The sequence below is a fragment of the Thermohalobacter berrensis genome, from assembly GCF_003609645.1.
Taxonomy (GTDB): Bacteria; Bacillota; Clostridia; order Tissierellales; family Thermohalobacteraceae; genus Thermohalobacter; species Thermohalobacter berrensis.
Window position 1 is genome coordinate 47,155 of sequence record NZ_MCIB01000006.1, and the last position, 25,740, is coordinate 72,894.

The 25,740-nt window shown below is 29.6% G+C and carries 28 protein-coding genes; 16 read left to right on the plus strand and 12 right to left on the minus strand.

Annotated elements, in window-relative coordinates:
• The first annotated feature begins 33 nt into the window (after positions 1-33).
• Entirely contained in the window at positions 34-2,637 is a 2,604-nt protein-coding gene (adhE, locus tag BET03_RS04675; protein ID WP_207666035.1) for a bifunctional acetaldehyde-CoA/alcohol dehydrogenase, read from the plus strand.
• Between the two features lie 375 nt (positions 2,638-3,012).
• On the opposite strand, the gene BET03_RS04680 is transcribed toward adhE, so the two are convergent.
• The 3 genes from BET03_RS04680 to BET03_RS04690 form a co-directional block, all read right to left on the minus strand.
• Positions 3,013-3,954, minus strand: a complete 942-nt coding sequence (locus tag BET03_RS04680; RefSeq protein WP_120167803.1) for a TDT family transporter — start codon at positions 3,952-3,954, stop codon at positions 3,013-3,015.
• Between the two features lie 12 nt (positions 3,955-3,966).
• Positions 3,967-4,431: a C-GCAxxG-C-C family (seleno)protein gene (locus tag BET03_RS04685; protein ID WP_279230341.1), complete on the minus strand. Its 465-nt coding sequence runs from the start codon at positions 4,429-4,431 to the stop codon at positions 3,967-3,969.
• Between the two features lie 174 nt (positions 4,432-4,605).
• On the minus strand, positions 4,606-4,929 hold the full coding sequence (locus BET03_RS04690) for a hypothetical protein (RefSeq protein WP_120167807.1): 324 nt from the start codon (positions 4,927-4,929) through the stop codon (positions 4,606-4,608).
• A gap of 285 nt (positions 4,930-5,214) precedes the next feature.
• On the opposite strand from BET03_RS04690, the gene BET03_RS04695 reads away from it, so the two are divergent.
• The 4 genes from BET03_RS04695 (at position 5,215) to BET03_RS13590 (ending at position 9,397) form a co-directional block, all read left to right on the plus strand.
• Positions 5,215-5,433 carry a hypothetical protein gene (locus BET03_RS04695; protein WP_120167809.1) on the plus strand — a complete coding sequence of 73 codons (219 nt, stop codon included), beginning with the start codon at positions 5,215-5,217 and terminating at the stop codon, positions 5,431-5,433.
• Positions 5,434-5,442: 9 nt separating this feature from the next.
• Positions 5,443-7,920, plus strand: a complete 2,478-nt coding sequence (locus BET03_RS04700; protein ID WP_279230342.1) for a PAS domain S-box protein — start codon at positions 5,443-5,445, stop codon at positions 7,918-7,920.
• Between the two features lie 85 nt (positions 7,921-8,005).
• On the plus strand, positions 8,006-9,094 hold the full coding sequence (locus BET03_RS04705) for an NAD(P)H-dependent flavin oxidoreductase (protein ID WP_120167813.1): 1,089 nt from the start codon (positions 8,006-8,008) through the stop codon (positions 9,092-9,094).
• Positions 9,095-9,220: 126 nt separating this feature from the next.
• A complete protein-coding gene (locus tag BET03_RS13590) occupies positions 9,221-9,397 on the plus strand; it encodes a hypothetical protein (protein ID WP_183108725.1) in 177 nt (58 codons plus the stop codon).
• A 55-nt stretch (positions 9,398-9,452) separates the two neighbouring features.
• Here BET03_RS13590 and BET03_RS04710 read toward each other — a convergent pair whose 3' ends face one another.
• From BET03_RS04710 to BET03_RS04720, 3 genes are all read right to left on the minus strand, one after another.
• Positions 9,453-9,680: a spore coat protein gene (locus BET03_RS04710; protein ID WP_120167815.1), complete on the minus strand. Its 228-nt coding sequence runs from the start codon at positions 9,678-9,680 to the stop codon at positions 9,453-9,455.
• Positions 9,681-9,820: 140 nt separating this feature from the next.
• Positions 9,821-10,246, minus strand: coding sequence for a collagen-like protein (locus BET03_RS04715; RefSeq protein WP_120167817.1), 426 nt, complete (start codon positions 10,244-10,246; stop codon positions 9,821-9,823).
• A 110-nt stretch (positions 10,247-10,356) separates the two neighbouring features.
• The gene (locus BET03_RS04720; RefSeq protein ID WP_120167819.1) at positions 10,357-11,253 is read right to left on the minus strand and encodes a fumarylacetoacetate hydrolase family protein; all 897 of its coding nucleotides are present in this window, start codon (positions 11,251-11,253) and stop codon (positions 10,357-10,359) included.
• A gap of 189 nt (positions 11,254-11,442) precedes the next feature.
• On the opposite strand from BET03_RS04720, the gene BET03_RS04725 reads away from it, so the two are divergent.
• The 4 genes from BET03_RS04725 to BET03_RS04740 all read left to right on the plus strand — a co-directional run bounded on the left by BET03_RS04725 (position 11,443) and on the right by BET03_RS04740 (position 14,199).
• Complete coding sequence (locus tag BET03_RS04725; RefSeq protein ID WP_183108726.1) at positions 11,443-11,964, plus strand: DUF2179 domain-containing protein; 522 nt, start codon at positions 11,443-11,445, stop codon at positions 11,962-11,964.
• A 35-nt stretch (positions 11,965-11,999) separates the two neighbouring features.
• On the plus strand, positions 12,000-12,758 hold the full coding sequence (locus BET03_RS04730) for a sulfite exporter TauE/SafE family protein (RefSeq protein ID WP_120167821.1): 759 nt from the start codon (positions 12,000-12,002) through the stop codon (positions 12,756-12,758).
• Between the two features lie 125 nt (positions 12,759-12,883).
• Positions 12,884-13,675, plus strand: a complete 792-nt coding sequence (locus tag BET03_RS04735; protein WP_120167823.1) for an inositol monophosphatase family protein — start codon at positions 12,884-12,886, stop codon at positions 13,673-13,675.
• Positions 13,676-13,794: 119 nt separating this feature from the next.
• Complete coding sequence (locus tag BET03_RS04740; RefSeq protein ID WP_120167825.1) at positions 13,795-14,199, plus strand: hypothetical protein; 405 nt, start codon at positions 13,795-13,797, stop codon at positions 14,197-14,199.
• A gap of 27 nt (positions 14,200-14,226) precedes the next feature.
• Here BET03_RS04740 and BET03_RS04745 read toward each other — a convergent pair whose 3' ends face one another.
• On the minus strand, positions 14,227-14,625 hold the full coding sequence (locus BET03_RS04745) for a C-GCAxxG-C-C family (seleno)protein (RefSeq protein WP_120167827.1): 399 nt from the start codon (positions 14,623-14,625) through the stop codon (positions 14,227-14,229).
• 148 nt (positions 14,626-14,773) lie between these two features.
• Between BET03_RS04745 and BET03_RS04750 the strand changes: the two genes are divergently transcribed.
• Both BET03_RS04750 and cuyB read left to right on the plus strand, forming a co-directional pair.
• The gene (locus tag BET03_RS04750; RefSeq protein ID WP_120167829.1) at positions 14,774-15,943 is read left to right on the plus strand and encodes a class I SAM-dependent rRNA methyltransferase; all 1,170 of its coding nucleotides are present in this window, start codon (positions 14,774-14,776) and stop codon (positions 15,941-15,943) included.
• 155 nt (positions 15,944-16,098) lie between these two features.
• A complete protein-coding gene (cuyB, locus tag BET03_RS04755) occupies positions 16,099-16,809 on the plus strand; it encodes a cysteate racemase (protein WP_120167831.1) in 711 nt (236 codons plus the stop codon).
• Positions 16,810-16,822: 13 nt separating this feature from the next.
• Here the strand turns inward: cuyB and BET03_RS04760 are convergent, their stop codons facing one another.
• A complete protein-coding gene (locus BET03_RS04760) occupies positions 16,823-17,410 on the minus strand; it encodes a class I SAM-dependent methyltransferase (protein WP_120167833.1) in 588 nt (195 codons plus the stop codon).
• 358 nt (positions 17,411-17,768) lie between these two features.
• Between BET03_RS04760 and BET03_RS04765 the strand changes: the two genes are divergently transcribed.
• Complete coding sequence (locus BET03_RS04765) at positions 17,769-19,157, plus strand: sucrose-specific PTS transporter subunit IIBC (protein ID WP_120167835.1); 1,389 nt, start codon at positions 17,769-17,771, stop codon at positions 19,155-19,157.
• Positions 19,158-19,262: 105 nt separating this feature from the next.
• Complete coding sequence (locus BET03_RS04770) at positions 19,263-20,738, plus strand: glycoside hydrolase family 32 protein (RefSeq protein ID WP_120167837.1); 1,476 nt, start codon at positions 19,263-19,265, stop codon at positions 20,736-20,738.
• Positions 20,739-20,852: 114 nt separating this feature from the next.
• On the opposite strand, the gene safA is transcribed toward BET03_RS04770, so the two are convergent.
• The 3 genes from safA to BET03_RS04780 form a co-directional block, all read right to left on the minus strand.
• A complete protein-coding gene (gene safA / locus BET03_RS04775) occupies positions 20,853-21,473 on the minus strand; it encodes a SafA/ExsA family spore coat assembly protein (protein WP_120167839.1) in 621 nt (206 codons plus the stop codon).
• Between the two features lie 94 nt (positions 21,474-21,567).
• Entirely contained in the window at positions 21,568-21,720 is a 153-nt protein-coding gene (locus tag BET03_RS13595) for a hypothetical protein (protein WP_183108728.1), read from the minus strand.
• Positions 21,721-21,835: 115 nt separating this feature from the next.
• A complete protein-coding gene (locus BET03_RS04780) occupies positions 21,836-22,468 on the minus strand; it encodes a phosphoribosyltransferase (protein WP_120167841.1) in 633 nt (210 codons plus the stop codon).
• Positions 22,469-22,585: 117 nt separating this feature from the next.
• Between BET03_RS04780 and BET03_RS04785 the strand changes: the two genes are divergently transcribed.
• Both BET03_RS04785 and BET03_RS04790 read left to right on the plus strand, forming a co-directional pair.
• Entirely contained in the window at positions 22,586-23,332 is a 747-nt protein-coding gene (locus BET03_RS04785) for an SDR family NAD(P)-dependent oxidoreductase (protein ID WP_120167843.1), read from the plus strand.
• 11 nt (positions 23,333-23,343) lie between these two features.
• Positions 23,344-23,820: a GNAT family N-acetyltransferase gene (locus BET03_RS04790; protein WP_120167845.1), complete on the plus strand. Its 477-nt coding sequence runs from the start codon at positions 23,344-23,346 to the stop codon at positions 23,818-23,820.
• Here the strand turns inward: BET03_RS04790 and BET03_RS04795 are convergent.
• Positions 23,812-24,972, minus strand: a complete 1,161-nt coding sequence (locus BET03_RS04795) for an MFS transporter (RefSeq protein WP_120167847.1) — start codon at positions 24,970-24,972, stop codon at positions 23,812-23,814. The genes BET03_RS04790 and BET03_RS04795 overlap by 9 nt on opposite strands.
• 92 nt (positions 24,973-25,064) lie before the next feature.
• On the opposite strand from BET03_RS04795, the gene BET03_RS04800 reads away from it, so the two are divergent.
• Positions 25,065-25,721 carry an NAD(P)H-hydrate epimerase gene (locus tag BET03_RS04800; protein WP_120167849.1) on the plus strand — a complete coding sequence of 219 codons (657 nt, stop codon included), beginning with the start codon at positions 25,065-25,067 and terminating at the stop codon, positions 25,719-25,721.
• The last annotated feature ends 19 nt before the right edge of the window (positions 25,722-25,740 follow it).

The window sequence follows — 25,740 nt, forward strand, 5'->3', positions numbered from 1 at the left end:
TGTTAAAATAATAACAAATTAGGAGGGCTGCAGATGTCAAAGAAAGTACAACAGAAAAAAGATGTTAAATCTAAAATCGATGAACTAGTTGCTAGAGCCAATAAAGCCAGAGAAAGGTTTATGGAGTTAAACCAAGAACAGGTTGATACTATTGTTAAAGAAATGGCACTTGCAGGCTTAGATAAACATATGGAATTGGCTAAAATGGCTGTAGAAGAGACTAAAAGGGGAGTTTATGAAGATAAGGCTACTAAAAATATATTTGCAACTGAGTATATATACCATAGCATAAAATATAACAAAACAGTAGGAGTAATTGAAGAAAACAAAGAAGAGGGATATTTATTAGTTGCAGAACAAATAGGTGTTATAGCTGGAGTTACTCCTGTAACAAATCCTACTTCTACTACTATGTTTAAGGCTATAATTGCAATGAAAACTAGAAACCCAATTATATTTAGTTTTCATCCTTCTGCACAAAAGTGTTCAGTAGAGGCTGCAAAAATAGTTAAGGATGCTGCTATAAAGGCTGGGGCACCTGAGGATTGTATTCAATGGATAGAAGAGCCTTCAATTGAAGCAACTAACCATCTTATGAAGCATGAAGGTGTATCCTTAATATTAGCTACAGGTGGGCCAGGAATGGTTAAGGCAGCTTATTCGTCCGGAAAACCAGCACTAGGAGTTGGAGCAGGAAATGTACCTTGTTACATAGAGAAAACAGCAGATATTAGACAGGCTGTAACAGATTTAATACTTTCAAAAACTTTTGACAATGGAATGATTTGTGCTTCAGAACAAGCTGTAATAATAGATGAAGCAATATATCATAATGTAGTACACTTAATGAAAGATTACAATTGCTATTTCTTAAATAAAGATGAGATTAAAAAACTAGAGAAGTTAGCAGTTAATAAAGAGAAATGTGCTATAAATCCGCAAATAGTTGGTCAAAGTGCATATGAAATAGCAAAATTGGCAGGTATAAACGTTCCAAAGGACACAAAAATATTAATTGCAGAACTAGAAGGGGTGGGATCTAAGTATCCATTATCTATGGAAAAGTTAAGTCCAATATTAGCTTGTTATAAAGTTAAAGACTATAAAGAAGGTATAAAGAGATCAATAGAAATGACAGAGTTTGGTGGACTAGGCCATTCAGCAGTTATTCACTCAAATGATGATGATGTTATTGCTAAGTTTGCTAAAAAAGTGAAGGCAGGTAGATTAATAGTAAATGCACCTTCGACACATGGTGCTATTGGAGATATATATAATAGCAATATACCATCACTAACATTAGGATGTGGAACTATGGGTAATAATTCAACTACAGATAATGTATCAGCAGTAAATCTTATAAACGTAAAAAGAGTTGCAAAAAGAAGAGTAAACATGCAGTGGTTTAAGGTACCACATAAAATATACCATGAATTTGGGTCTATACAATATTTAACTAAGATGCCTAATATAAATAGGGCAATAATAGTTACAGATAAAGTAATGGTACAACTAGGATATGTTGATAAGGTTATGTATCATTTAAAGAAGAGAATGAATACTGTTGCAGTAGAGGTATTTACAGATGTAGAACCAGATCCTTCAGTTGAAACTGTGATTAAAGGTGCTGAATTGATGAGGGATTTCAAGCCAGATACAATAATTGCCCTTGGAGGAGGATCAGCTATTGATGCTGCTAAGGGTATGTGGCTATTCTATGAACATCCAGGGCTAGATTTCAATGCATTAAAGCTTAAGTTTATGGATATAAGAAAGAGAACTTTCAAATTCCCTAAACTTGGTAAGCTTGCTAAAATGGTAGCTATACCAACTACATCTGGTACAGGTTCAGAGGTAACAGCATTTACTGTAATAACAGATAAGAAGAATAATGTTAAGTATCCTTTAGCTGATTATGAATTAACTCCAGATGTTGCTATATTAGATCCGGACTTTGTTATGACAGTACCACCAAATGTTACAGCAGATACTGGTATGGATGTATTAACACATGCTATAGAGGCCTATGTTTCTGTTATGGCTACTGACTTTACAGACGCATTAGCTTTAAAGGCAATTAAGTTAGTATTTGAATATTTACCTAAGGCATATAAAAATGGAAAAGATAAAGTTGCAAGGGAAAAGATGCATAACGCATCCTGTATGGCAGGAATGGCATTTACTAATGCATTCCTAGGTATAAATCACTCATTGGCACATAAATTAGGAGGGGAATTCCATATACCACACGGTAGAGCAAATGCTATTTTATTACCACATGTAATAGAATACAATGGAACTAAGCCAAGTAAGTTTACTGCATTCCCTAAATACAAAGAATATATAGCAGATAAGAAGTATGCTGAAATTGCTAAAGTATTAGGACTTAAGGCAGATACAGTTGAGCAAGGGGTTAAATCTTTAATCGAAGCTGTAAAAGGCTTAATGAAAGAATTAAATATGCCGATGTCAGTAAAAGAGTGTGGAATAGATGAAAAAGAATATTTTGCAAAGCTAGATGAGCTTGCAGATAGAGCCTTTGAAGACCAATGTACAACTGCAAATCCAAGGTTACCATTAGTATCAGAGTTAGCTGATATATATAGAAAAGCCTATGGAAAAGTAGATAAAAAATAATTAAGCAGCCTTTTGGCTGCTTAATTATTTTTATACTTTAAATAAAATCAAAAAAGCATTAAAGACCAATGGTTTTTCATACTATATATTAAATAAACCAGATTATAAAAGGGATTTATACTCAATTGATATTAAATTATCTGATAATAAGCATTATATTTTGGTAACCAATAGTTCTACATTAGAATCAGATAGTATATTTTATGGCTATATACAAAGGGGAGATAGTATAAAAGGAGAAAAAATAAAATGGTTTATATACAAAAACCCTAAATTATCAGAAGTCTTTAAAGAAATACGTATAAAGGATTTATAGTAAGTAAAAAAGAGCTTAAATATTTAAGCTCTTTTTTAAAAATGAATGTATTATTGTATTTAGTTATTTAATACTTTTTCTTCTTGCCTATTAATTAAAAGGAAACTAGTGTACTTAAATAAAACATATAGTACAATTAAAACAGCTAATGTTTCCTCGAAAGCTACAATATATTTAAAGAAAGATATTTTATTATTTATACTAATAAAAAAAGCATTTGTCTTTTTTATTGCTATAGCACTTATTACACATGGAAATGTAAAAGCTGAATAACTTGGATAAAACTTAGTTTTTAGCATTTTAGGCATATATATAAGAACAGAAAATAACATAACTAAAGATAACAATGTAAGTAAGTTAACTATAATCATATTTTTTTCTTGAAAGGAACTCATATATCCAGCTAGACATAGGCTAGCAGGTGCAGCAAAAATTGTAATTGTAGGTAAAGCTGGTTCTTTAATAGATTTAATTAAAAATACTCTATATATTACTATAGGTAATAAAATTAAATAGGATATAAAACCAAACCAAAAGATAGGTTTGCCAAGGTTTATAGCATTATAAGCTGGTGCAGTTACACTACCTACAACAATCCCAACATATACTACAAAATAGCTTGGAAAAACTTTTTTTATATCAAACTTCAAAATAAATTTTTTTGTAAAATAGATTATTAATATACTATGAATAACAAGACCTAAAACCCAAGCTAAATAAGCTATAGAAGGTATAGATGTTTTTATATATGTTGATAATATCATTATTCCCATAGAAAAAGTAGGAGAAACACTGGCAACAACGGGATTTTCTAAGCTTTTAATGACTGTTTTAGTATCAAAAGATAGTTTTAAAATAAGGAGTATAAAAATTACAAATGAAATATATCCGAAAATATTTTTATAATTATTACCATATGATGCTACTAAATTTCCAGTTGCCGCTAAAGCTAACATTAATCCAGCTATAGGTATAGGGGTTTTCTTAATTATTTCCACCATGTTTTCACCCCATTATTCATCAATATTTTCCAATTCTAATTCACGTACGATTATTTCAGCTGCTTTTTCAGCCACTTCACCTGTAAAGGAAATACACTGTTTTTTATGTTCTCCTGAAGCCATATCCATCCCTTTAGTATGTACATGACAGCATAAACAACCGTGGTTATCTCTAAAGCTTTGTTGAAGTTCATTGGCTAATTTAAGGGTTTTTTCAACCTTTGGATCGCCACCTTTTGTCCTTCCAAAGAAATAGCCTAATGACAATATCCCTCCAGATACAGCACCACAGACACATTTAGATTTTCCAATTCCTACTGGGAAACCAGATGCCATAGCTATCATTTCATCAGGCATATTAATTTCAAAATTATTTTTTATTGAACTAACAATAGCTTCTGAACAATAAAAATCTCCTTTTCTAAATAAATTTTCAGCATCATTTCTGATTTTTTTAATACTTACTCTTTTTTTCACTATAATTCCCCCTTTAAATTACTACAACTTAATATATACCATATAATTAAGAATAATAGAAATAGAATATATCAATATTAGAAACTACTAGTATTTAAATTGTCTATACAAAAATAAAAAAGGCTTAAGTATAATAAATTTATTATACTTAAGCCTTATCTACATTTATAAAAGTTAAGCTATATTAGCGGGAATATATGTCTTCAAGTCGTAAACATGGTATTCTATTGGTAAAGAGTCAGTTACGATTTTACCTAGAAGAGTTTTATTTTCTTTTATCTTTTGTTTCAAGCCTTGAAAATCTACATTAGATAGAGTTAAATATCCTGTTTGGTTATCTTTTTTATTTACAATTAATTTTTCTTTACCAGTTAACTGACATTTAATTACGATATTTCCTTCATTATTTAATATCATTTTTCCAAGGATGTTTTTTGATTGATTGATAAGCTCTCCACAAAAAAAGCTTCCATCATTTAAAAGTAAGTAGTTTTGCATTTTAATACCTCCTTATTTTTGCCTCACTGGACAAAATTAATAAGTTAAACAATGGTGAATAAATATCCAGCGTTTTGTATATTATATCACATTCTACTATATTTTCAAGAGTTTTTAAAAATTTTTGTATAAAAATATCCATATTTAGGAGTAGCACAGTGCTCGAAATTTGTTGAAAAATTGTGAAATTTTATTGTATAATTATTCTAACAAGTAATAGATAATTTATTGGGAATATCCTAGATTGGAGTTATTTTCCTTTAAATTGGAAGGGGCGTACTTATCATGGGAAAATCAAGGGATGAAAAAACATCTACGAGAAAAAATCCTAATTCTCATATTAATAAGAAAAAAACTGACGATACTGAAATAAATTGTGTTTTATCTTCAAAAATAAAAAAAATAAATGATACGATTCAGAAATATCAACAAAAGGTAAATGAAATAGAACATAAGTATAAATGTTTTATTGAAAATACTCATGAAGGAATTGTTGTAAGCTAAGATGGTATAATTAAATTTGTTAACTCTGCAGTGTTACAAAATACAGGATATTCTAAAACAGAGGTCACTGGAATTTCAATTGCAAAATTTGTTCATCCTGATGATAAAAAAAGAGTAATTGAATCCCATCAAAAAAGGATTGCAGGAGTAGAAACTGAAAAAATGTATTCAGTTAGGGTAATAAAAAAAGATGGGAATATTATGTGGGTATCTATAAACTCAGCTAGAATTGAATGGGAAGGTAAGCCTGCTGTATTAAGCTTTCTACATGACATAACAGAGGCTAAAATACTGGAGGAAAAAGTTAAGCAGAATGAGCAATTTTTTAGGGCTGTTTTTGAACAATCTCCATCAGGAATTTTCATGTTTGATAATAATTATATTGTAACTCAATGCAATAATAGATTAGCACAGATATTAAATAGTTCAATTGAAAAAATAGTTGGTTTAAATTTAAAAAGATTAAAATATAAAGAGGTTATACCTTATTTTGATAGAGCTTTAAATGGAGAAGAGGTTATCTATGAAGGGCCATATTATTCCACAACAGGAGATTCGAAAATATGGATATTTATAAGAATATTTCCTATAAAAGATGAAAAAGATAATATAATAAGTGGAGTTGGAATAGTTGAGGATTTTACAGGTTTTAAAGAAACTCAAAAAGCACTGACAGAATCTAAGCAACGTTTTAGTCAGATTATTAATTTTCTTCCAGATCCTACCTTTGCTATAGATAAAAATGGCAAAGTTATTATGTGGAATAAAGAGATGGAAGAGATTACTGGTATTAAATCTGAAGAAATGTTAGGTAAGGATAACTATGAATATGCTTTACCCTTTTATGGAAAAAAAAGACCTATATTAATTAATCTGGTTTTAAATTCAAAAGAAGATATCGAAGATAATTATATTAGCTTTCAAAGGACAACACAAAATACACTTATTGGGGAATCCTATAGTCCTAAACTAGATATATATCTATGGGGAAAAGCTAGACCACTCTATGGTGTAAATGGAAATATTGTGGGAGCTATTGAATCTATTCGTGATATAACGACAATAAAGGATACCGAAAGAAAATTAACTTATCAGAAGAAATGTTTTGAAGCATTATTTAAAAACTCTACAGATGCTATTGTGTTTTTTGATACTAATCATAGGGTAATAGATATAAACTCAAGATTTACAGAATTATTTGGTTATACTTCTGAAGAATGTATAGGTAAAGATGTTGATAGACTTGTTGCTAATAAAGAAAATTACTTAGAGGCAAGAAAACTGACTGAAACAGTATTTAAAGGAAATATGGTGGAAACTCAATCAGTTCGTTATAATAAAGAAGGGAAACCAATTGATGTTAGAATAAAGTCTGTTCTTGTGGTGGTAAATGGAGAAGTAGTAGGTGGATATGGAATATACTCAGATATAAGGGAACAGAAAAAGTATGAAAGAAAGCTTAAGATTTTAAGTATACATGACCAATTAACAGGATTATATAATAGGACCTATTATGAACAAATAATTGAGAATCTTTCACATAGCAATCAATTTCCAATAACTATTGTTTCAACTGATATGGATGGTTTAAAACTTGTGAATGATACTTTAGGTCACAGTAAAGGAGATGAAATATTAAAAAATTATGCAAAGGTACTAAAGAGGTCTGTACGTCAATCAGACATATTGGCTAGAATAGGTGGAGATGAATTTGTTATAATACTACCTTATACAGATGAAGAATCTGGAGAAAAAGTTTTAAAACGTATTCGTGAAAATATAAAAGATTATAATAAAAAACATCCTAGGTTACAATTACACATATCAATGGGTATTGCAACTGCTAGTAATAAAGGAGTTTCTATATTAGAAACCTATAAAAAAGCAGATGACCTTATGTATCGTGATAAGCTTCAACGTAGAAAAAGTGCTAGAAGTCAAATAATTAGCACTTTAATGGCTGCACTTACTGAAAGAGATTATATAACTTCAGGTCATGTAAAAAGAGTGAAAAAGCTTTCTATTATCTTAGGTGAAAAACTAAATCTTTCTTCAAAACAGTTGTCTGATTTGACTTTATTGGCTGAATTCCATGATTTAGGTAAAGTAGGTATACCTGACAAAATATTATTTAAAGAAGGACCACTTACAGAGGAAGAGTGGGAAATTATGCGTCAACACCCTGAAAAGGGATATAGAATAGCAATGTCATCACCTGACCTGTCTGGAGTAGCAGATTTAATCCTTAAGCATCATGAAAGATGGGATGGGAATGGTTACCCATTAGGGCTTAAAGGTTTAGAAATACCTATTGAATGTAGAATATTATCTATAGTTGATGCCTACGATGCTATGACTAGTGAACGCCCATATAGTAGAAAGAAAAGTAAAGAAGAGGCAATAGAGGAATTAAAGCGTTGTTCAGGTAGTCAATTTGATCCTAAGTTAGTTAAGATTTTTCTTGATATTATTGGAGATAATAATTAAATATATTAACACTATAAATTGTATAGAATTTAATTTTATTATATAATGATTCTAAATATTTAAATAAGAGAAATGGAGTGTTAGAATGGATATACCAAAACTACAAATAGGAGACCTTACTGCCCCTGTACCTATTGTTCAAGGGGGAATGGGAATAGGAATTTCACTATCAAATCTAGCAGCAGCTGTAGCTAATTTTGGCGGTATTGGGGTGATTTCAGCAGCAGAACCAGGATTTAATTTTGATGGCTATAACAGAAATAAGTTGGAAACTAATCTAAAAGCTTTGAAGTACCATATTCAAAGGGCTAGAAAGCTTTCACCTAAAGGTATTATTGGAGTTAATATAATGACTGCTATTAATCACTTTGAAAAAATGGTAAAGGCTGCTGTTAATGAAGGTGTAGATATTATTTTTTCAGGAGCAGGACTCCCTATGAATCTTCCAAAGTTTGTAAAAGAATCTAAAACAAAAATTGCTCCAATTGTTTCTTCTGGAAGAGTTGCAAAGTTAATTTGTAGACAATGGGATAGAAAATATCAATATCTTCCTGATGCTATTGTAGTAGAGGGACCTGAAGCAGGAGGACATTTAGGCTTTTCAACAGAGCAACTTGAAAATATTAAAGATTTACCATTAACTAAACTTGTAAAGGAAGTTAAAGATGCCCTTAAAACATTTGAGGAAAAATATCAGCGTAGAGTCCCTATTATTGCAGGAGGAGGTATCCATGATGGAAAAGATATTGTAAAAATACTTTCAGCTGGTGCCTCAGCCGTTCAAATGGCTACAAGATTTGTTGCTACCTATGAATGTGATGCTGATGACAAATTTAAGCAGTCATATATTAATGCTGGTAAAGAAGATGTAATGATAATTAATAGCCCAGTAGGGATGCCTGGTAGAGCTATACGAAATAAATTTGTTGAAAAAGTCTATAAAAAACAAAAGCCTCAGAATATAAAATGTATAAACTGTCTAAAACCTTGTAATCCACAAAATACTCCCTATTGTATTGCTGATGCATTAATTAATGCACAAAAAGGGGAGTTAGATAAAGGTTTTGCATTTGCTGGGGCAAAGGTTTACAAAATAAATAGGATTACTTCTGTGAAAAAACTTATTGATAAGCTAATGGAGGAAGTAAAGTCTTATAAAAAAGATATGGATTAAATAATTAATAACAATTTCATAATAAAGAGAACTTAATTATAGCAGAGGGTTAAACCTCTGCTATTTATATGAAACAAATATATCATTTGTCTTTATTATTAAGGATTTTGAAAGGGGACAATAATTATGAAAATAAGATTTGGAATTTGGATAGTTTTACTTATAATTGAACTTATATGGTTTTCCAGTAAGCTTGTAGGACCTCATAGTATAGGCGATGTAATATATGTTGCTACTGTTGTTTTGACTACTTTAGTAGTCGGAGCTACAGGGTTATTTCTATTTAATGAAAATAATAAATAATATGTAAAGGGAACTCTGTAATTTCAGAGTTCCTTATTAAATCTAATATATAAGATTAAAATGGACCATAGAAGGGTCTTCTAAAGAAACCAAATCCGAAGAAAGGTCTAAATGGGAAAAATGGTCTGAAAGGCCTAAAAGGTCTGAATGGATAAAATGGTCTGAAAGGATAAAAAGGTCTACCATAATATCCTGGGAAACGACCGTATCCAAATCTATCATACCCATAGTCTCCAAAATATTGTTGAGGGGAATATTGTTGTGCATCATATTGATTATTCATAAGATCACCTCTCTATTAAAGTATGTATAATAATATATTCAAATTATGAAAAATTGTGACAACCTTATGAATTGCCTATTAAAATAAAGTATTATAAAAGTAAAGGAATTGGATAAAAAGCCCAATTCCTTTAAATATAATTAAAAGCACGTAAAGGATTCGATTCTATCTAGGTCAATTCCAAAATATATCCAATAGAAACCGACCCATCTATAACCAGCTATTGATCTTGGTCCTATAAAAATAGGGAAGAACCAGAAAGATCTACCATTATCTAGCCATACATAGGTATATCTATATAAACACTGCCTTATTGCACCTGGGTCAATTCTGTATGGAGTAAATGGTGCCCTTTCAGGAGTAAATGATGGAGGTGGTGAAATAGGTGGTCCACCAGGTGTAAATGGAGGTTGTATAGTAGGAGGTCGACCAGGTGTTGGTATGCCAGGTGTTGGAGGTATCCCAGGTCTTGAAGGTCTGCCAGGTGGTCCAAAAGGCGGTCTTCCAGGACGACCAAATGGAGGTTCTTGTTGTTGTATATAATAATTAGGATAGTAATGATTCATAGTAACACTCCTTTTAAAAAAGATACTACATTATATTATTTAAGATATACAAATGTGAGTTTGCAAATAAAAAAACGGTGAATTGATTTCACCGTTTTATAGATTAGAAACTATTCAATTTTATTAGTCAATGTTCCTATTTTTTCAATATAGCATTCAATTATATCTCCAGATTTTAAGAATTTAGGCGGTTCAAAGCCTAAACCTACTCCAGATGGTGTACCTGTAAGAATGATATCACCAGCCCTTAATTCCATTCCCTGTGATAAGTCACGAATTATGTAAGGAATATTAAATATCATATTTCTAGTATTTGATTTTTGCCTTGTTTCACCATTTACTTTACTTTCTAAGTTAAGTTCAACGGGCCAAGGTATTATACTTTTGTGAACAATATATGGTCCCATTGGAGAAAAAGTACTAAGACTTTTTCCTTTAAACCACTGCTTTCTTTCTCGTTGAATATCTCTAGCGGTTATATCATTTATTATAGTATAGCCAAAAATATAGTCTAATGCTTCATCTTCCTTAATGTTCATACCATCTTTTCCTATAATTATAGCTAACTCTACTTCGTAATCTATCTGATTAGTTAAACTAGAATGGCTTTTAATAATATCTCCGTCTCCAATAGCTGGACTTGCCGCTTTAGAAAAGTATATTGGTGATTCAGGGATATTAGAATCTGCAATAGTTTTTCCCATAAGCTCTTTTACATGATCAGTATAGTTTTTACCAAGACATATCAAGTTTCTCTTAGGATAAGGAATAGGTGCACATATTTTAATTTTATCTTTAGGTATTCCATCAAAGTTAGTTGTATCTAGAATTGTTTTAATCCTTTGAATAAGTCTGTCATTTGATAATTGGATAAAATCATTCATTGTTTTCGGGGTTTTTTTATTTAATTTATGAAAAATTTTTTCCATAGGTATAATATTTTTACTATCATTACTTAGAACTCCTATTTTTTCTTCATTATTATATTTGTAAGTCAAAAAATACATAAATCCCACTCCCTTCTTTTGTTCAAAGAATATATTCGATATTTATCACTTTAAATCCTGTTATATTCTATTAATTTAAAAAGAACAAGTAGATATTATTAAAAATGAAAAAATTCTTGTTATTTTATAGTTATTATCATATTATACATATATATAGTTAATGGAAATATTATTTTGGGGAGGATTATTATGGAATTGTTTTTGGGCTATCTTTTTATCTTTTTTGCAAGAATTACTGATGTATCATTAGCAACTATGAGGATGTTAATGATAGTAAAGGGGAAAAGAACTCAAGCAGCCTTAATAGGTTTTTTTGAAGTAATAATTTATATAACTGCATTGGGAAAGGTAGTTAGTGGTTTAAGTGATATTGGAAATCTTTTGGCTTATGCCTTAGGGTTTGCAAGTGGTAATTATGTTGGAAGTTATATTGAGGAAAAAATTGCCCTTGGTAATTTAACTGCCCAAATAGTTGTAAATGAAGGAACATATGACCTTACTGAAAAATTAAGAAAGTATGGATTTGGAGTTACTATTTTAGAAGGTCAAGGGAAAGATGGAATAAGAAATATTTTAAATATTACTTTAAAACGTAAGGATTTAAATAAGTTGCATGAAATTATAGAGGGTTATGATGATAAAATCTTTATAACAGTAAGTGAAACTAGATATATTAAGGGAGGATATTTTTCTAAAATAAAGAAGAAATAAAAGAAAACAAAAGAGATAAAATTAGGGGGTAGATTATGTCTGTTAAATATACTTTACTAGTTATTGCTGTTGGTACAATTGCTGGTTTTTTAAATACTGTAGCAGGTGGAGGTTCACTTTTTACTATGCCAGTATTAATTTTTTTGGGTTTGCCATCAGCTGTTGCTAATGGAACAAATAGAATTGCAATAATGATACAAAATATTATTGCAATAACTAACTTTAAAAATAAGGGGTATTTTGATTGGAAGTTAAGCGTTACATTAGCATTGCCAGCAGTTTTGGGTGCTATAGTAGGTTCAAATATAGCTATATCCCTTCCTGATGATATTTTTAATAAAATATTGGCTGTAGTAATGATAATTATTTTAGGATTAATATTATGGAATCCAAAGAAAAGGCTAAAATCAAGGGATTTAGAATTAAACAATAGAAGAAAGATTATAGGGGCTATAGTTTTTTTCTTTGTTGGAATATATGGAGGACTTATTCAAGCTGGAGTAGGTTTTATAATTATAGCATCACTTACATTAATAACTGGTTTTTCACTTGTGAGAATTAATAGTATGAAGGTTTTAATAGTAGCAATATATATGATTATATCTCTATTGATTTTTATTATTAATGGGAAAGTAAATTGGCTGTATGGATTATCTTTAGCTATTGGAAATGGACTAGGAGCATTTATAGGAAGCAACTTATCAGTAAAAAAGGGTGATAAGTGGATTAAGGTTATATTAACAATTTCAATTTTATTAATGTCAGCAAAATTATTAGGAATATTCAGATTATAACAAAGTCTTTCAATAGATAAAATTAGTATTTAGAATAGAGTTTATTTGGAACATGTGATGTATTTATCTACATGTAAGTAATTTTTATGTTTTATAAAATTAATATGCAAAAGAGGAGGTATATTATGAAAGACTTAAAAGAGGTACTAAATAATGTAAAGTCATGGGCAAAGGAAGTTGGAAAAATACAATTGGAGTATTTAGAAAAGGAAGACCTAAAGATTAATACCAAATCTTCAAAGGTAGATTTAGTAACTGAAGTAGATGAACTATCAGAAAAATATATATTAGATAAGATAAAGAAACATTATCCTGATCATAAAATACTATCTGAGGAGTCTGGTGAGATAGATTTAGATTCAGATTATTTGTGGATTATTGATCCTTTAGATGGAACAACAAATTATGCACAAGGCTTACCTATATTTGCTATATCTATAGCACTACAGCACAAAGGTGAAACATTATTAGGTGTAGTATATTTACCCAAACTTGATGAAATGTTTGAGGCATTAAAAGATGAAGGGGCATATTTAAATGGTAAAAGAATTAATGTATCAAATAAGAGTAATTTACAAGATTGTGTGTTAGCTACAGGTTTTCCCTATGATAAAAGAACACATAAAGATAATAACGCTAATTATTTTGCACATTTTGTGCCTAAAGTTAGAGGATTAAGAAGAATGGGAGCTGCTGCCTATGATTTAGCCAATGTAGCTGCAGGTAGATTAGATGGATTTTGGGAAATAAACTTAAGCCCTTGGGATGTAGCAGCTGGAGTATTAATTATAAAGGAAGCGAAAGGAAAAGTGATCTATCTTGATGATAAAAGGGGAATTTCACTAGTTGCAGGGAATAAAATAGTTTGTAAAAAGGTTTTAAATGAAATAGAAATGGTTAATAAAAGAAAAATGTAAATGAAAAAAACAAAAAAGATTCACAAAGCTATAGAAAAATTTAGCATATTATAGTAAAATAATATATGACAGAATACGACAAAATTCTTAAAATAATTGATGGAGCAAAGGTGGTGTAGATGGAGATAAAAGATCCCAAGGGGAAATACATATTAAAGGTAGATAAGGATAGAAGACTAGTCTATGAAACTCTAAAGGGATATTGGAGACTTGAGGATATGGAAAGGTTTCATAATGATTATGTCTCTAAGATAATACCACTTTTTAATGGTAAAGAATGGGCAAAGTGTTGTTACATTAATGCTTATGAAGCTGCAATGATAACAGATGATATTAAAAGTCATGTAAAATGGGCAGTATCAAATGGCTTTAGAAAAGCAGCAATGATATTGGAAGGAAATAATCAATATAACTCTGTTATAGACTTACAGATAAGATTAGCTGTAAAGAATACTAAACTTCATTTAGAAAAATTTGAAAGTATAAATGAGGCTGATAAATGGTTAAAATCTGAAGGTTTTTAATACAAAAGTCAGGAAATTTTTCCTGACTTATTTTATATCCTTTATTGTTTCATCTAGGTGTTCAGCAGCCTTTATGATTATTTTATCACATCCAGAAAACAATTTTTTATGTTTTTTCTTTAGAGTTTTGCAGTCTATTGCACCCATTTCATTTTCATATTGAGTTAATAGTGTTTTGGTATAATCTCTAACTTTACTTTTATGGGCAGTATCTTCAACTGCTAATTTACTTAAAACCATAATTGCAGCTGTTAAAGCTCCACAAGTACTTTCAACCCCCATACCTCCACCAAAACCTGCAGAAAGTTTTAGACTTTCTTTATCTAAGTTAAGATTATATACTTCATTAGCCCCGTAAAGGATTTTTTCAGCACAGTTTAATTTTCTATCTTTACCATATCCATTTTCGATTAAATCTTTTAGCATATTAAAACCTCCTATCTAATTAAATTAATTATTATTACTATTTATACAAAAAAAGAAAAAATCCTCTTAGCTTATAGTAGGTTTACAAGTTATGATGAATAATATATCATAGAAATGTTAAAAAATTAATTATGATGGAGGATAAAAAATGGCAAAGGTAATTTTAAAAAAGCATAAAGATAAAAGGATTCTTGAGGGACATCCATGGGTTTTTGATAACGAAATTCAAAAAGTAGAGGGAACTTATGAGCCTGGAGATATTGTAGATGTTTATAATAATATTAATCAATTTCTAGGAAGGGGATATATAAACCCTAAGTCAAAAATAAGAGTACGTATTATGACTAGGAAAAAAGAAGAGATTAATCGAGAGTTTTTTAAGAAGAGAATAGAATCTGCGTGGGAATATAGAAAAAAACTAGTAGACACTTCAAGTTGTCGAGTTATATTTGGTGAAGCAGATTTTTTGCCTGCACTTATTGTTGATAAATTTGGCGATTATCTTGTTATACAAACACTTGCACTAGGTATAGACAAATATAAGGATATGATAGTAGATATTTTGGATGAGGTAATTAATCCAAAGGGCATATATGAAAGGAATGATGTGCAAGTTAGAGAACTTGAAGGGCTAAAACAGAAAAAAGGATATTTAAAGGGTAACTTTGATACAAATGTAGAGATTATAGAAAATGGTATAAAAATGACTGTAGATATTGAAAATGGGCAAAAAACAGGTTATTTCCTAGATCAAAGGGAAAATCGTGCAGCTATTAAACCATTTGTTAAAAATGCTAGAGTTTTAGATACCTTTACCCATACTGGAGGATTTACTTTACATGCAGCACATTATGGAGCAGATGAAGTTATAGCAGTTGATATTTCTGAACATGCAATTGAATATGTTAAGGAAAATGCAAAGCTTAATGGATATGAAAATAAAATAAAGACTGTTGTTGGAAATGTATTTGACGTACTTAGAGATTACCACAAAAACAATGAAAAATTTGACGTTATTATATTAGATCCACCAGCCTTTTGTAAATCACGTTCTGCTGTAAAAAGAGCCTATAGAGGTTATAAAGAAATAAACTTGCGAGCAATGAAATTATTACGTTCTGGAGGATTTTTAGTTACTTGTTCATGTTCACATTATATGACTCCTGACTTGTTTATGGATATGATTAAAGATGCAGCTAGGGATGCAAAGAAAAGACTTCGTCAAGTAGAAGTGAGGACTCAAGCTAAAGACCACCCAATTTTAGTAGGAGATGACCAATCATTATATTTAAAATGTGTAATATTACAGGTGATTTAATAAATAAAGCAGCCAATTGGTTGTTTTATTTGTTTTTTTATTATTCAGGGTCTGCCCCTCAATTAAAAGTTTTGTTAAGAGTGGGCATATGTAGGGTATTAAATATGATAAGATTTAGCATATAATGTAATAAAAGTCTATAAACGGTGATATCCATGTATAATAAGTTAGGAATAATTGGAGGTATGGGGCCTTTAGCAACTGTTAATCTCTTTAAAAGAATTGTTTTTTTAACAGATGCAAAAAAGGATCAAGAGCACTTAGAAATAATAATTGATAATAATACTTCTATCCCAGATAGAACTTCTTATATATTAGGTAAAGGAGAAAATCCTAAAAATGAATTGATAAAATCTGCTAAAACCCTTGAAAAAGCAGGGGCAGAATATTTAGTAATGCCTTGTAATACTGCCCATTATTTTTACAATGATATTGCTAAAGAAATTAATATTCCCCTTTTAAATATGATTGAGGAAACTACTAATCATGTTATTGAATATTACCGGAGTAAAAAAATAGGATTATTATCAACTGAAGGGACTAGTAAGTCTGGAGTTTATGATAAATATTTTAATAAACACCACATTAATTTATATAAACTAGATAAAGAAAAACAAAGGTATGTTTCTAAATTTATTTATGACATAAAAGAAGGTTGTGAAGAAAGATCAATTTATAATTTTAAAAATGTTTTAATAGAACTAAAAAAATCAGATATAGAAGTTTTGATATTAGGTTGTACAGAACTATCAACTGCCTATGATATATATGGATTTAGAGGAAATTTTATAGATCCTTTAGATATAATTGCTAAAAAGGCAATTGAATACTCAGGAAAGAAAATAAGGCAGAACAAACTAAATTAGTTTGTTCTGCCTTTTACTTTTTAGTAGCTGTAAAAAAGATTTCATTATAGAAAAAGCACTTTTTAAATTTTTTTATAGTATTAACATCATAAAAATCCTTATTAAATAGACTTAAATAATCATTTTCATTCCTAATATACTTTCCCTTATTCATATTTGTCATAAACCAATTACTAAAATAATATTTATTAATAATACATGGTTCTATAATGATGATTTTTCCATTATGTTTTAATATTCTATGAAAGTCTAATAAATAATCTTTTATTTCAGGTGTTGATATGTGATGTAAAACTGCAATTATTAAGATATAATCTATACTTTGACTAGCTAAGGGTAGTTTTCCCTTTTTAATAGTACTAAAGTTATAGTTAGGATATAGATATTTTGCATAATTTATTCTCTTTGAGTCACAATCTAGTCCTAAATAATAATTTGAATCAAATAATGAACTACTTGAACCAATTCCACAACCAAAATCTAAAATCTTTTTATTTTTAAAATCAAAATCCTTTAAAAGTGATTTTAAAGTGTTATTGTAAAGCCTTATAAACCATTTAGGGCGAACAAACCAGTGATATAGTTTAGGTGATAATTCCATATTTTATATAAGCACATCCTTTAAGCTTTATTTGTTAAATTATCTTTCCCAATTACAAGGGAAATATCTATGTAAATTATAGGTAATAAAATCGACAATGTTGAAATATTATTGACAAACCTAAAAAACTTATTTATAATAGTAATGCATGAAAACGATATATTGTTAGGGATTGTGACTGGTTAGGCAGGCAAGACCCAAAACTATTAAAGGTGAAATAGATCTATCTTTAATAGTTTTGGGTCTTTTTATTTTGCTGATGTAATTTACTGGTAAAACCCATTGCATACGGTAAAAATTGTTATTTAAATTTTAAAAATAAATATTACTAAATAAATATAAGAGGAGGTAAGACAAGATGAGTAGTGTAAAAAACAAAAACCTTAAAGAAGTAGCAGCGCGTATTGTGGAATTAATTGGTGGAAAAGAAAATATTGAAAGTGCTGCTCATTGTGCAACTAGGCTTCGTTTAGTTCTTAAAGATGAATCTAAAGCTAATCCTAATGAACTTGAAAGGCTTGAAGAAGTAAAGGGATGTTTTTCAAATTCAGGACAGTTCCAAATAATTATAGGACAAGGCCTTGTTAACAAGGTATATAATGAGATTGTTAAAATTACTGACATTAAGGAATCTTCAACAAGTGAAGTTAAGAAGGATGCTATGAAAAATCTAAATCCAGTACAAAGGTTTGCTAGAATGCTTTCAAATATTTTCGTACCAATTATACCTGCTATTGTTGCTAGTGGTTTATTAATGGGAACACTTGGCATGGTAAAAACATTTGGCTGGGTAGATAGTCAAAGTGGACTATTTATAATATTAGAAATGTTCTCAAATGCTGCATTCATATTTTTACCAATATTAATCGCTTTTAGTGCTGCTAGACAATTTGGAGCAAATACATTCTTGGCAGCAGCCCTTGGTGGAATATTAATTCACCCAGCTTTACAAAATGCATGGACATTAGGTGGAGGTATAGAGAAAACAATCGATGTATTTGGTTTAAAAGTAGGTATGGTTGGTTATCAAGGAACAGTATTACCAATACTATTTGCAGTATGGATTATGGGAATTATTGAAAGAAATTTAAGAAAGGTTGTACCAAATGCATTAGATATAATTGTAACACCTTTTCTTACAATAATGATAACTGGTTTTATATCATTAGTTGCAATAGGACCATTTGGTAGATTATTAGGTAATGGAATTTCAGCAACACTTGATTTTGTTTATAATCAAGCAGGTGTATTAGCCGGACTATTATTTGGTGGAGTATATTCATCAATAGTAATTACAGGAGTTCACCATAGTTTCCATGCTTTTGAAGCAGAATTAATTAAAAATGTTGGAGTAAACTTCTTACTACCAATATGGTCAATGGCAAATGTAGCTCAAGGTGGAGCAGCTATAGCAGTATACTTTAAAACTAAAGATACTAAGTTAAAATCAATTGCATTACCAGCAGCAACTTCATGTCTATTAGGTATTACTGAAGCTGCCATATTTGGTGTAAACTTAAGATTAGGTAAACCATTTTTAGCAGCAGCTATTGGTGGTGCAATTGGAGGTGCCTATGTAGTGGCTACTAAAGTAGGAATGACAGCAGTAGGATTAACTGGTATTCCAGGAACTGCAATAGTTGAATCTACTTCTATGTTAAATTATCTAATAGGTATGATATTAGCATTTGGTGGTGCCTTTATAGCAACTTATCTTATGAAATTTAAAGACACAAAAGTCAATTAATGGCACTAAACATAGCGGAGAAATTTTCTCCGCTATGTTTTAATATAAAAGTATTTATTTTAAAATAATGCTGTGGACTATATTAAAAATTGGCAGGTGAATAATATGGATAAAAATACTGAATTGATAAATAAAGCTAACGAAATTATTGAAAAAAATAGAGATATAGCAGAAGGTGACTACTATAGATTAAAGTATCATATTATGCCTCCTACTGGATTATTAAATGACCCAAACGGTTTTATTCACTATAAAGGAGAGTACCATCTGTTCTATCAGTTTCATCCATTTGACACAACCCATGGGTTAAAATATTGGGCCCATATGAAAAGTAAAGATTTAGTCCATTGGGAAGAATTACCTATAGCATTAGCACCTAGTAAATGGTACGAAACCCATGGTTGTTACTCAGGAAGTGCAGTAAAGAATGATGGAATTTTAACATTAGTTTATACTGGTAATGTTAAAGATGAAGAGGGAAATAGAGAAACCTATCAATGTTTAGCTACAACAGAGGATGGGATACAGTTTAGTAAATATGATAATAATCCAGTAATGTATAACCAACCTGAAGGTTATACAAGACACTTTAGAGATCCTAAGGTTTGGAAAAAGGATGGACTTTGGTATATGGTAATTGGTACTCAAACAGTAAAAGAAGAGGGAAGGGTTTTACTCTTTAAATCTAAGGATTTAAAAGATTGGGAACTTGTAGGCGAAGTAGCAGGCAGTAATTTAAATGATTTAGGTTATTTAGGCTATATGTGGGAGTGTCCAGACCTTTTTAGTCTTAATGGTAAAGATGTGTTAATATTCTCACCTCAAGGTATAGAGGCTAAAGGGGATTTATATAACAATATATATCAATCAGGATACTTTGTTGGAAAACTTGATTACTCAACTGGGAAAATGGAGCATGGAGAATTTATAGAAATTGATAGAGGTTTTGAATTTTATGCACCACAAACAACTTTAGATGAAAAGGGTAGGAGGATTATGTTTGCATGGATGGGGCTTCCAGAGAGGGAAGAACATCCAACAGTTGAACATAAATGGATTCATGCAATGACTTTACCAAGGGTTTTAGAATTAAAGGGCAGTAAACTTTATCAAAAACCAGTAGAAGAATTAAAACTTCTTAGAAAAGACCAGGTTACTTATAAAGATATACTTATAGATAATGAAGAAATAATTCTTCAAAAAATTTCTGGTGATGTATTAGAGTTACTGGTTGAATTTGAATTGGAAGATGCTAATGAATTTGGAATTAAATTAAGATGTTCTGAAGATGGTAAAGAGGAAACAGTTTTATACTATGATAGAAATAACGAAAAATTTATATTTGATAGAAACAAATCTGGTAAAGGATATAAAGGAATTAGACGTTGTAAAATACCAAATACAAATATACTGAAATTGCATATTTTTATGGATAGATCATCATTAGAAGTCTTTATAAATGATGGAGAAGAAGTGTTCACAGGTAGAATTTATCCAAGTAAAGAAAGCCTAGGAATTAAATTATTTGCTAAAGAAGGAAAGGTGAAGATTAGAAACATTAGTAAATGGAATTTAGAATAAATACAGCAGGGTATAAACTATTATATCATGAGCTTGCTAAGTCTTTAAATTTAGAGGTTAAAAAATTTAATATATAAACTCTAAAAAGAGTCAGGATTCAAATCCTGACTCTTTTTATTTGGTAGCTCTCATAAACATTTGAGTCCAATAGTATCTACCATACTTATCCTTTGCAACACCTACACCAATTTGATCAAAGGATGAACTTAATATATTACTTCTATGACCTGGGGAGTTCATCCAAGCATTCATTACTTCTTCAGGAGTTCTCTGTCCCATAGCAATATTTTCTCCGGCTGCAGTAAATCTTAAACCAAAGTCTTCCATCATTTTAAATGGAGAACCATAGGTTGGAGAATAATGAGAAAAATAGTTTTTATTTATCATATCTTGAGATTTATATCTAGCAACCCTTGAAAGCTGCCAATTTTTCCTAAGAGGCTGTAATCCTCTTTTAGATCTTTCAATGTTTACTAGTTTTATAACTTTATCTTCTATCGCCTTAATATCACTTATATCTGGTATATTTATCTTTTGTCCTGGATAAATTAAATTAGGATTTTTAATCTGAGGATTTGCATTAATTAATTCACTTACTCCTACTTCATATCTAACTGCAATTTTCCACATTGAATCTCCAGGTTTTACTGTATAAGTTAAAGGTTCAGCAGATGCTGGCAATGAAATTAGTAAAAAGCTTAATATCACTGTTAGAATTACAATTTTTTTCTTCACTAACATACCACCTTTACAATTAATAATTGTTACACTATTAGTTTTAGATGATAAGGTGGTATTTATATTATATAATTAATGTAAAAATCACTATTTAATTACTGTATTCACTTATTACAGTATCAAGTAATCTATTTGCTAATACTACTTCTTCAGTTGATAAATTTCCCTCATTATTTGATAAAATATTACATAACCTATCAATTATTTCAGAGATTTTCTCAGAGGATTTTTTAATTGTATACATTTTAATCCACCTCCAAAATAATTCTATGCAATTACAATTTTAAGGTGGTTAACTAAAATGTATATTAATTGGTAGTTAATTATATGTAAAAGAATATAATATAAAAATGGAAATTTTATTCCTTATCTAGTCTATTTAACATATTTAATACTTCTTTATCGGTAACCTGTTTAAAACTTTCATAATATGAACCTACAGCATAGAAAGTTTTAGGACTTAATAATACTATAACTTCGTCTACTAATCTTTCCAAAAATTTAATAGTATCTAAGGGTGCTACAGGTACAGCTACAATGATTTTCTTTGCACCTTGCTTTTTCAAGGATTTTATAGCTGCAAGAATTGTAAAACCAGTTGCAATACCATCATCCATAACTATTACTGTTCTATCTTTAACATTAGTATAGTCTGAATTTCCTTTATATTTTTTATATCTTCTTTCAATTTCCTTTATTTGATTTTTAGCTTCTTTTTCAATATAGTCTTTAGGTATATTTTGCATTTTTATATTATCATCTACAAAAGTTGAGCCATCAGGTGCTACAGCACCTATTGCAAACTCTTTATTATAAGGTGCACCTATTTTTCTTGGAATAATTAAGTCCCATTTAAAATTAAACTTTTTTATAGCTTCATATGCTATAACTATCCCACCTCTAGGTATGGCAAGAATAACAGGATTATCTTTTTTGAATTTTTCTAACCTTGGTAATAGTTTTTTGCTAGCGTCTAATCTATCTATAAACATCATATCGACCTCTTTAAAAATTATGATATAACTTAGTTTTTACAAAACTATTAGAATTATTATTGGATAGAATTAAATAATTTTTTGTAGTATAATTTTTCTATAGGTGGTGATTTTATGAAATTTAAAAATAAGATAGTTTTAGTAACAGGTGGTGCAAATGGAATTGGAAAGGCTATAGCAAAAGCCTATTTAGATTTTGGAGCAAAAGTAATTATAGCAGATAAGGATAAAGAAAAAGGAATAAAACTTGAAAAAGATTATAATGAAAAGGGATATGAGTTGTTTTTTTATGAAATTGATTTAAAACAGGGTAATAAAATAGTTGAGATGATAGATTTTATTGTCAATAAATATGACAAAATAGATATTTTAGTTAATAATGCTGGAATAAGTAAAAGTAAATCAATATATGATTTAAGTATTGAAGAATGGGATGAGATTTTAAACGTTAATTTAAGAAGTTATTTTATTACTTCAAGGGAATTTGCAAGACATATGAGGAAAAAAGGTGGAGGATGTATAATTAACATTGCTTCTACTAGATATTTGATGTCAGAACCAAATTGGGAGGCATATGCAGCATCAAAGGGTGGAATTGTTGCACTTACCCATGCATTAGCAATTACTTTAGGCAAAGAAAAGATTAGAGTAAATTCAATTAGTCCTGGGTGGATTCAAAATGATAATTACGATAAACTGAGACCAATTGACCATAACCAGCATCCTTCTAAAAGAGTAGGTAAGCCTCAGGATATTGCTAGAGCATGTTTGTTTTTAAGTGATGAAAACAATGATTTTATTAATGGTGAAAATATAGTTATTGATGGTGGAATGACAAAGAAAATGATTTATGAAGAATAAGGGGGATTTTAATGAAAATAAGAGAGATTGATAAGGAGTTAAGAGCAAGGGTTATTAAATTAATCAAAGATAGTTGGGGTTCTTCAATTATAGTTTCAAGGGGAAAAGTACATAATATTGATAATCTCCCAGGATTTGTGGTAATAGAAGATAACAATATAGTAGGTCTTGTAACTTATAAAATTGAAGACAATGAATGTGAAATAGTATCCCTTGATAGTTTTAATGAAAATAAAGGAATAGGAACTAGATTGTTAGAAAGGGTAGTTTTAAGGGCAAGAGAAGAAGGATGTAATAGAGTTTGGCTTATTACAACTAATGATAATATAAGGGCAATTAGATTTTATCAAAAAAGGGACTTTAATATGAAAGCAATCCACCTAAATGCAGTAGAAAAGGCTAGAGAAATAAAGCCAGAGATACCATTAAAGGGTTATGATGATATACCTATACTCCATGAAATAGAATTTGAAAAAGCATTAAAATAAATGGGAAAATTGTTTTCTAAAGCTGTTAAAACTTAGAATTAAGGATATTATAAAAGATAAACCTAAACCAATACCAACCATAAAAAAGGTGAATCTAATACTATTATTTCCAAAAACCTCAGCTAGAAAATTTAAAAAAATAGGTGACATAAACTTTCCAAAATATAAAGAACTACTTACAACAGATAAAGAAAAGGCATTTGAAAGTTGTGGAGTAACCTTTGTCACTTGTAGCAATATAAGGGGTTTTAATATACCTAAACCAAAACCAATTAAAAAATTAGCCAATAATATAATTGTTAAGTTATATGCATTACTTAAGAGTAAAAAGCCAGAACTCATAAGTACTATTCCAATTGGTATTTTTTTGTTTTTTAATAAAGCTGATAATTTTTGTAAAAAGATTCCACTTATAAATCCAGCTAAAGTTAGTGATGCCATAGCTATACCAGCAGAATTTGAGTTACCTATATTTTCATTTTCAATAAATAGGGCAATATTTGTAACAACTGAGTAAAAGGCAATATTAAGGAAAAAAGCTAAAATAGCTAATATTAAAACCTTATTATTAATATAAAATTCATTTTGATTATTAGGCTTTCGTCTTTTTGGTTCAGGAAGTACAAAAATAACTAAAACAAGTACAAGTAAAGATATTAAATATACTAAAAAAACATAACGCCAGCTAAATGTAGCTAAAAAACCTGCAATAAGGGTAGCAGTAATTCCTCCTAGGTTTGATATAGCATTTGACATACCCATCATTTCTGTCCTTTCATTTCCAGTAAAAAAATCAGCTATTAAAGACCTTGACAAAGGTATTAGTAGTCCCATACCCATACCTATAATAACTCGAAAAAATAAAAGCTCATATATACTGTTAGTAAAACTTCCACCTAATCCACCAATTATATAGAGTATAAGTGCAATTATCAATATCTTTCTATTTTTCATCACAAGTGAAATTTTACCAGAAAGTAAGCTAAAAGGAATTACAACAATAGTTGGTAAAGTTAAAATCATCTTTATTAAATAAGAATCTATATCTGGAAAGGCCTTACTTATTTCTCCTAGGGCAGGAGATACAGTTGTTCCTGTCATAATAATAAGTAAAGATATAGATAGTACAGCGGGTTTAATTAATCTATTCATTTAATACACCCCATTAAAATAAAAGTTTTCTTTTTAAAATTATTCTTAAAAACCCTTTTAATTATTCAAAATGTTGAAAGGAAGTGAAGTATATGAAGGTTGCTACTGCTAATCAAATGAGAAGTATAGATAAATATTGTATTGAAAATATAGGCATTCCGGGGATTGTTTTAATGGAAAATGCAGCACTTAAGGTAGTTGAAAATATAGATAAATATGATTCATTTACTATAGTAGCTGGAACAGGAAATAATGGAGGAGATGGATTAGCTATTGCAAGACATCTAATTGTAAAAAACAAGAAAGCAAATATATATTTGATAGGTACACCAGAGAAGATGAGTAAAGACTGTAAAATTAATTATAATATCCTGTTAAATATGAATGTTAAAATAAATACTATAAATCAAGGAGAAGATTTAAAAAGTCTAAAGGAATCTGTTTCTACTAAACAAGTTACCGTAGACTCAATATTTGGTACAGGTCTGTCTGGAGAGGTAAGGGGTATATATTCTGATGTAATATCTATAATAAATAAATATAGTTCATATACTGTATCCGTCGACATTCCTTCAGGCTTAGAATGTGATACAGGTAAAGTCCTTGGAATTAGTGTTAAGGCAGATAAAACGGTAACTTTTCAGCTAAATAAAAAAGGATTTTTAAACCCTGAATCTAAAAAATACACTGGCAAAGTAAAGGTAGAATCAATAGGGATACCTAATTTTGTTGTTGAAAAGTTTATTTAAATTATTAGGAGGTGGAAAT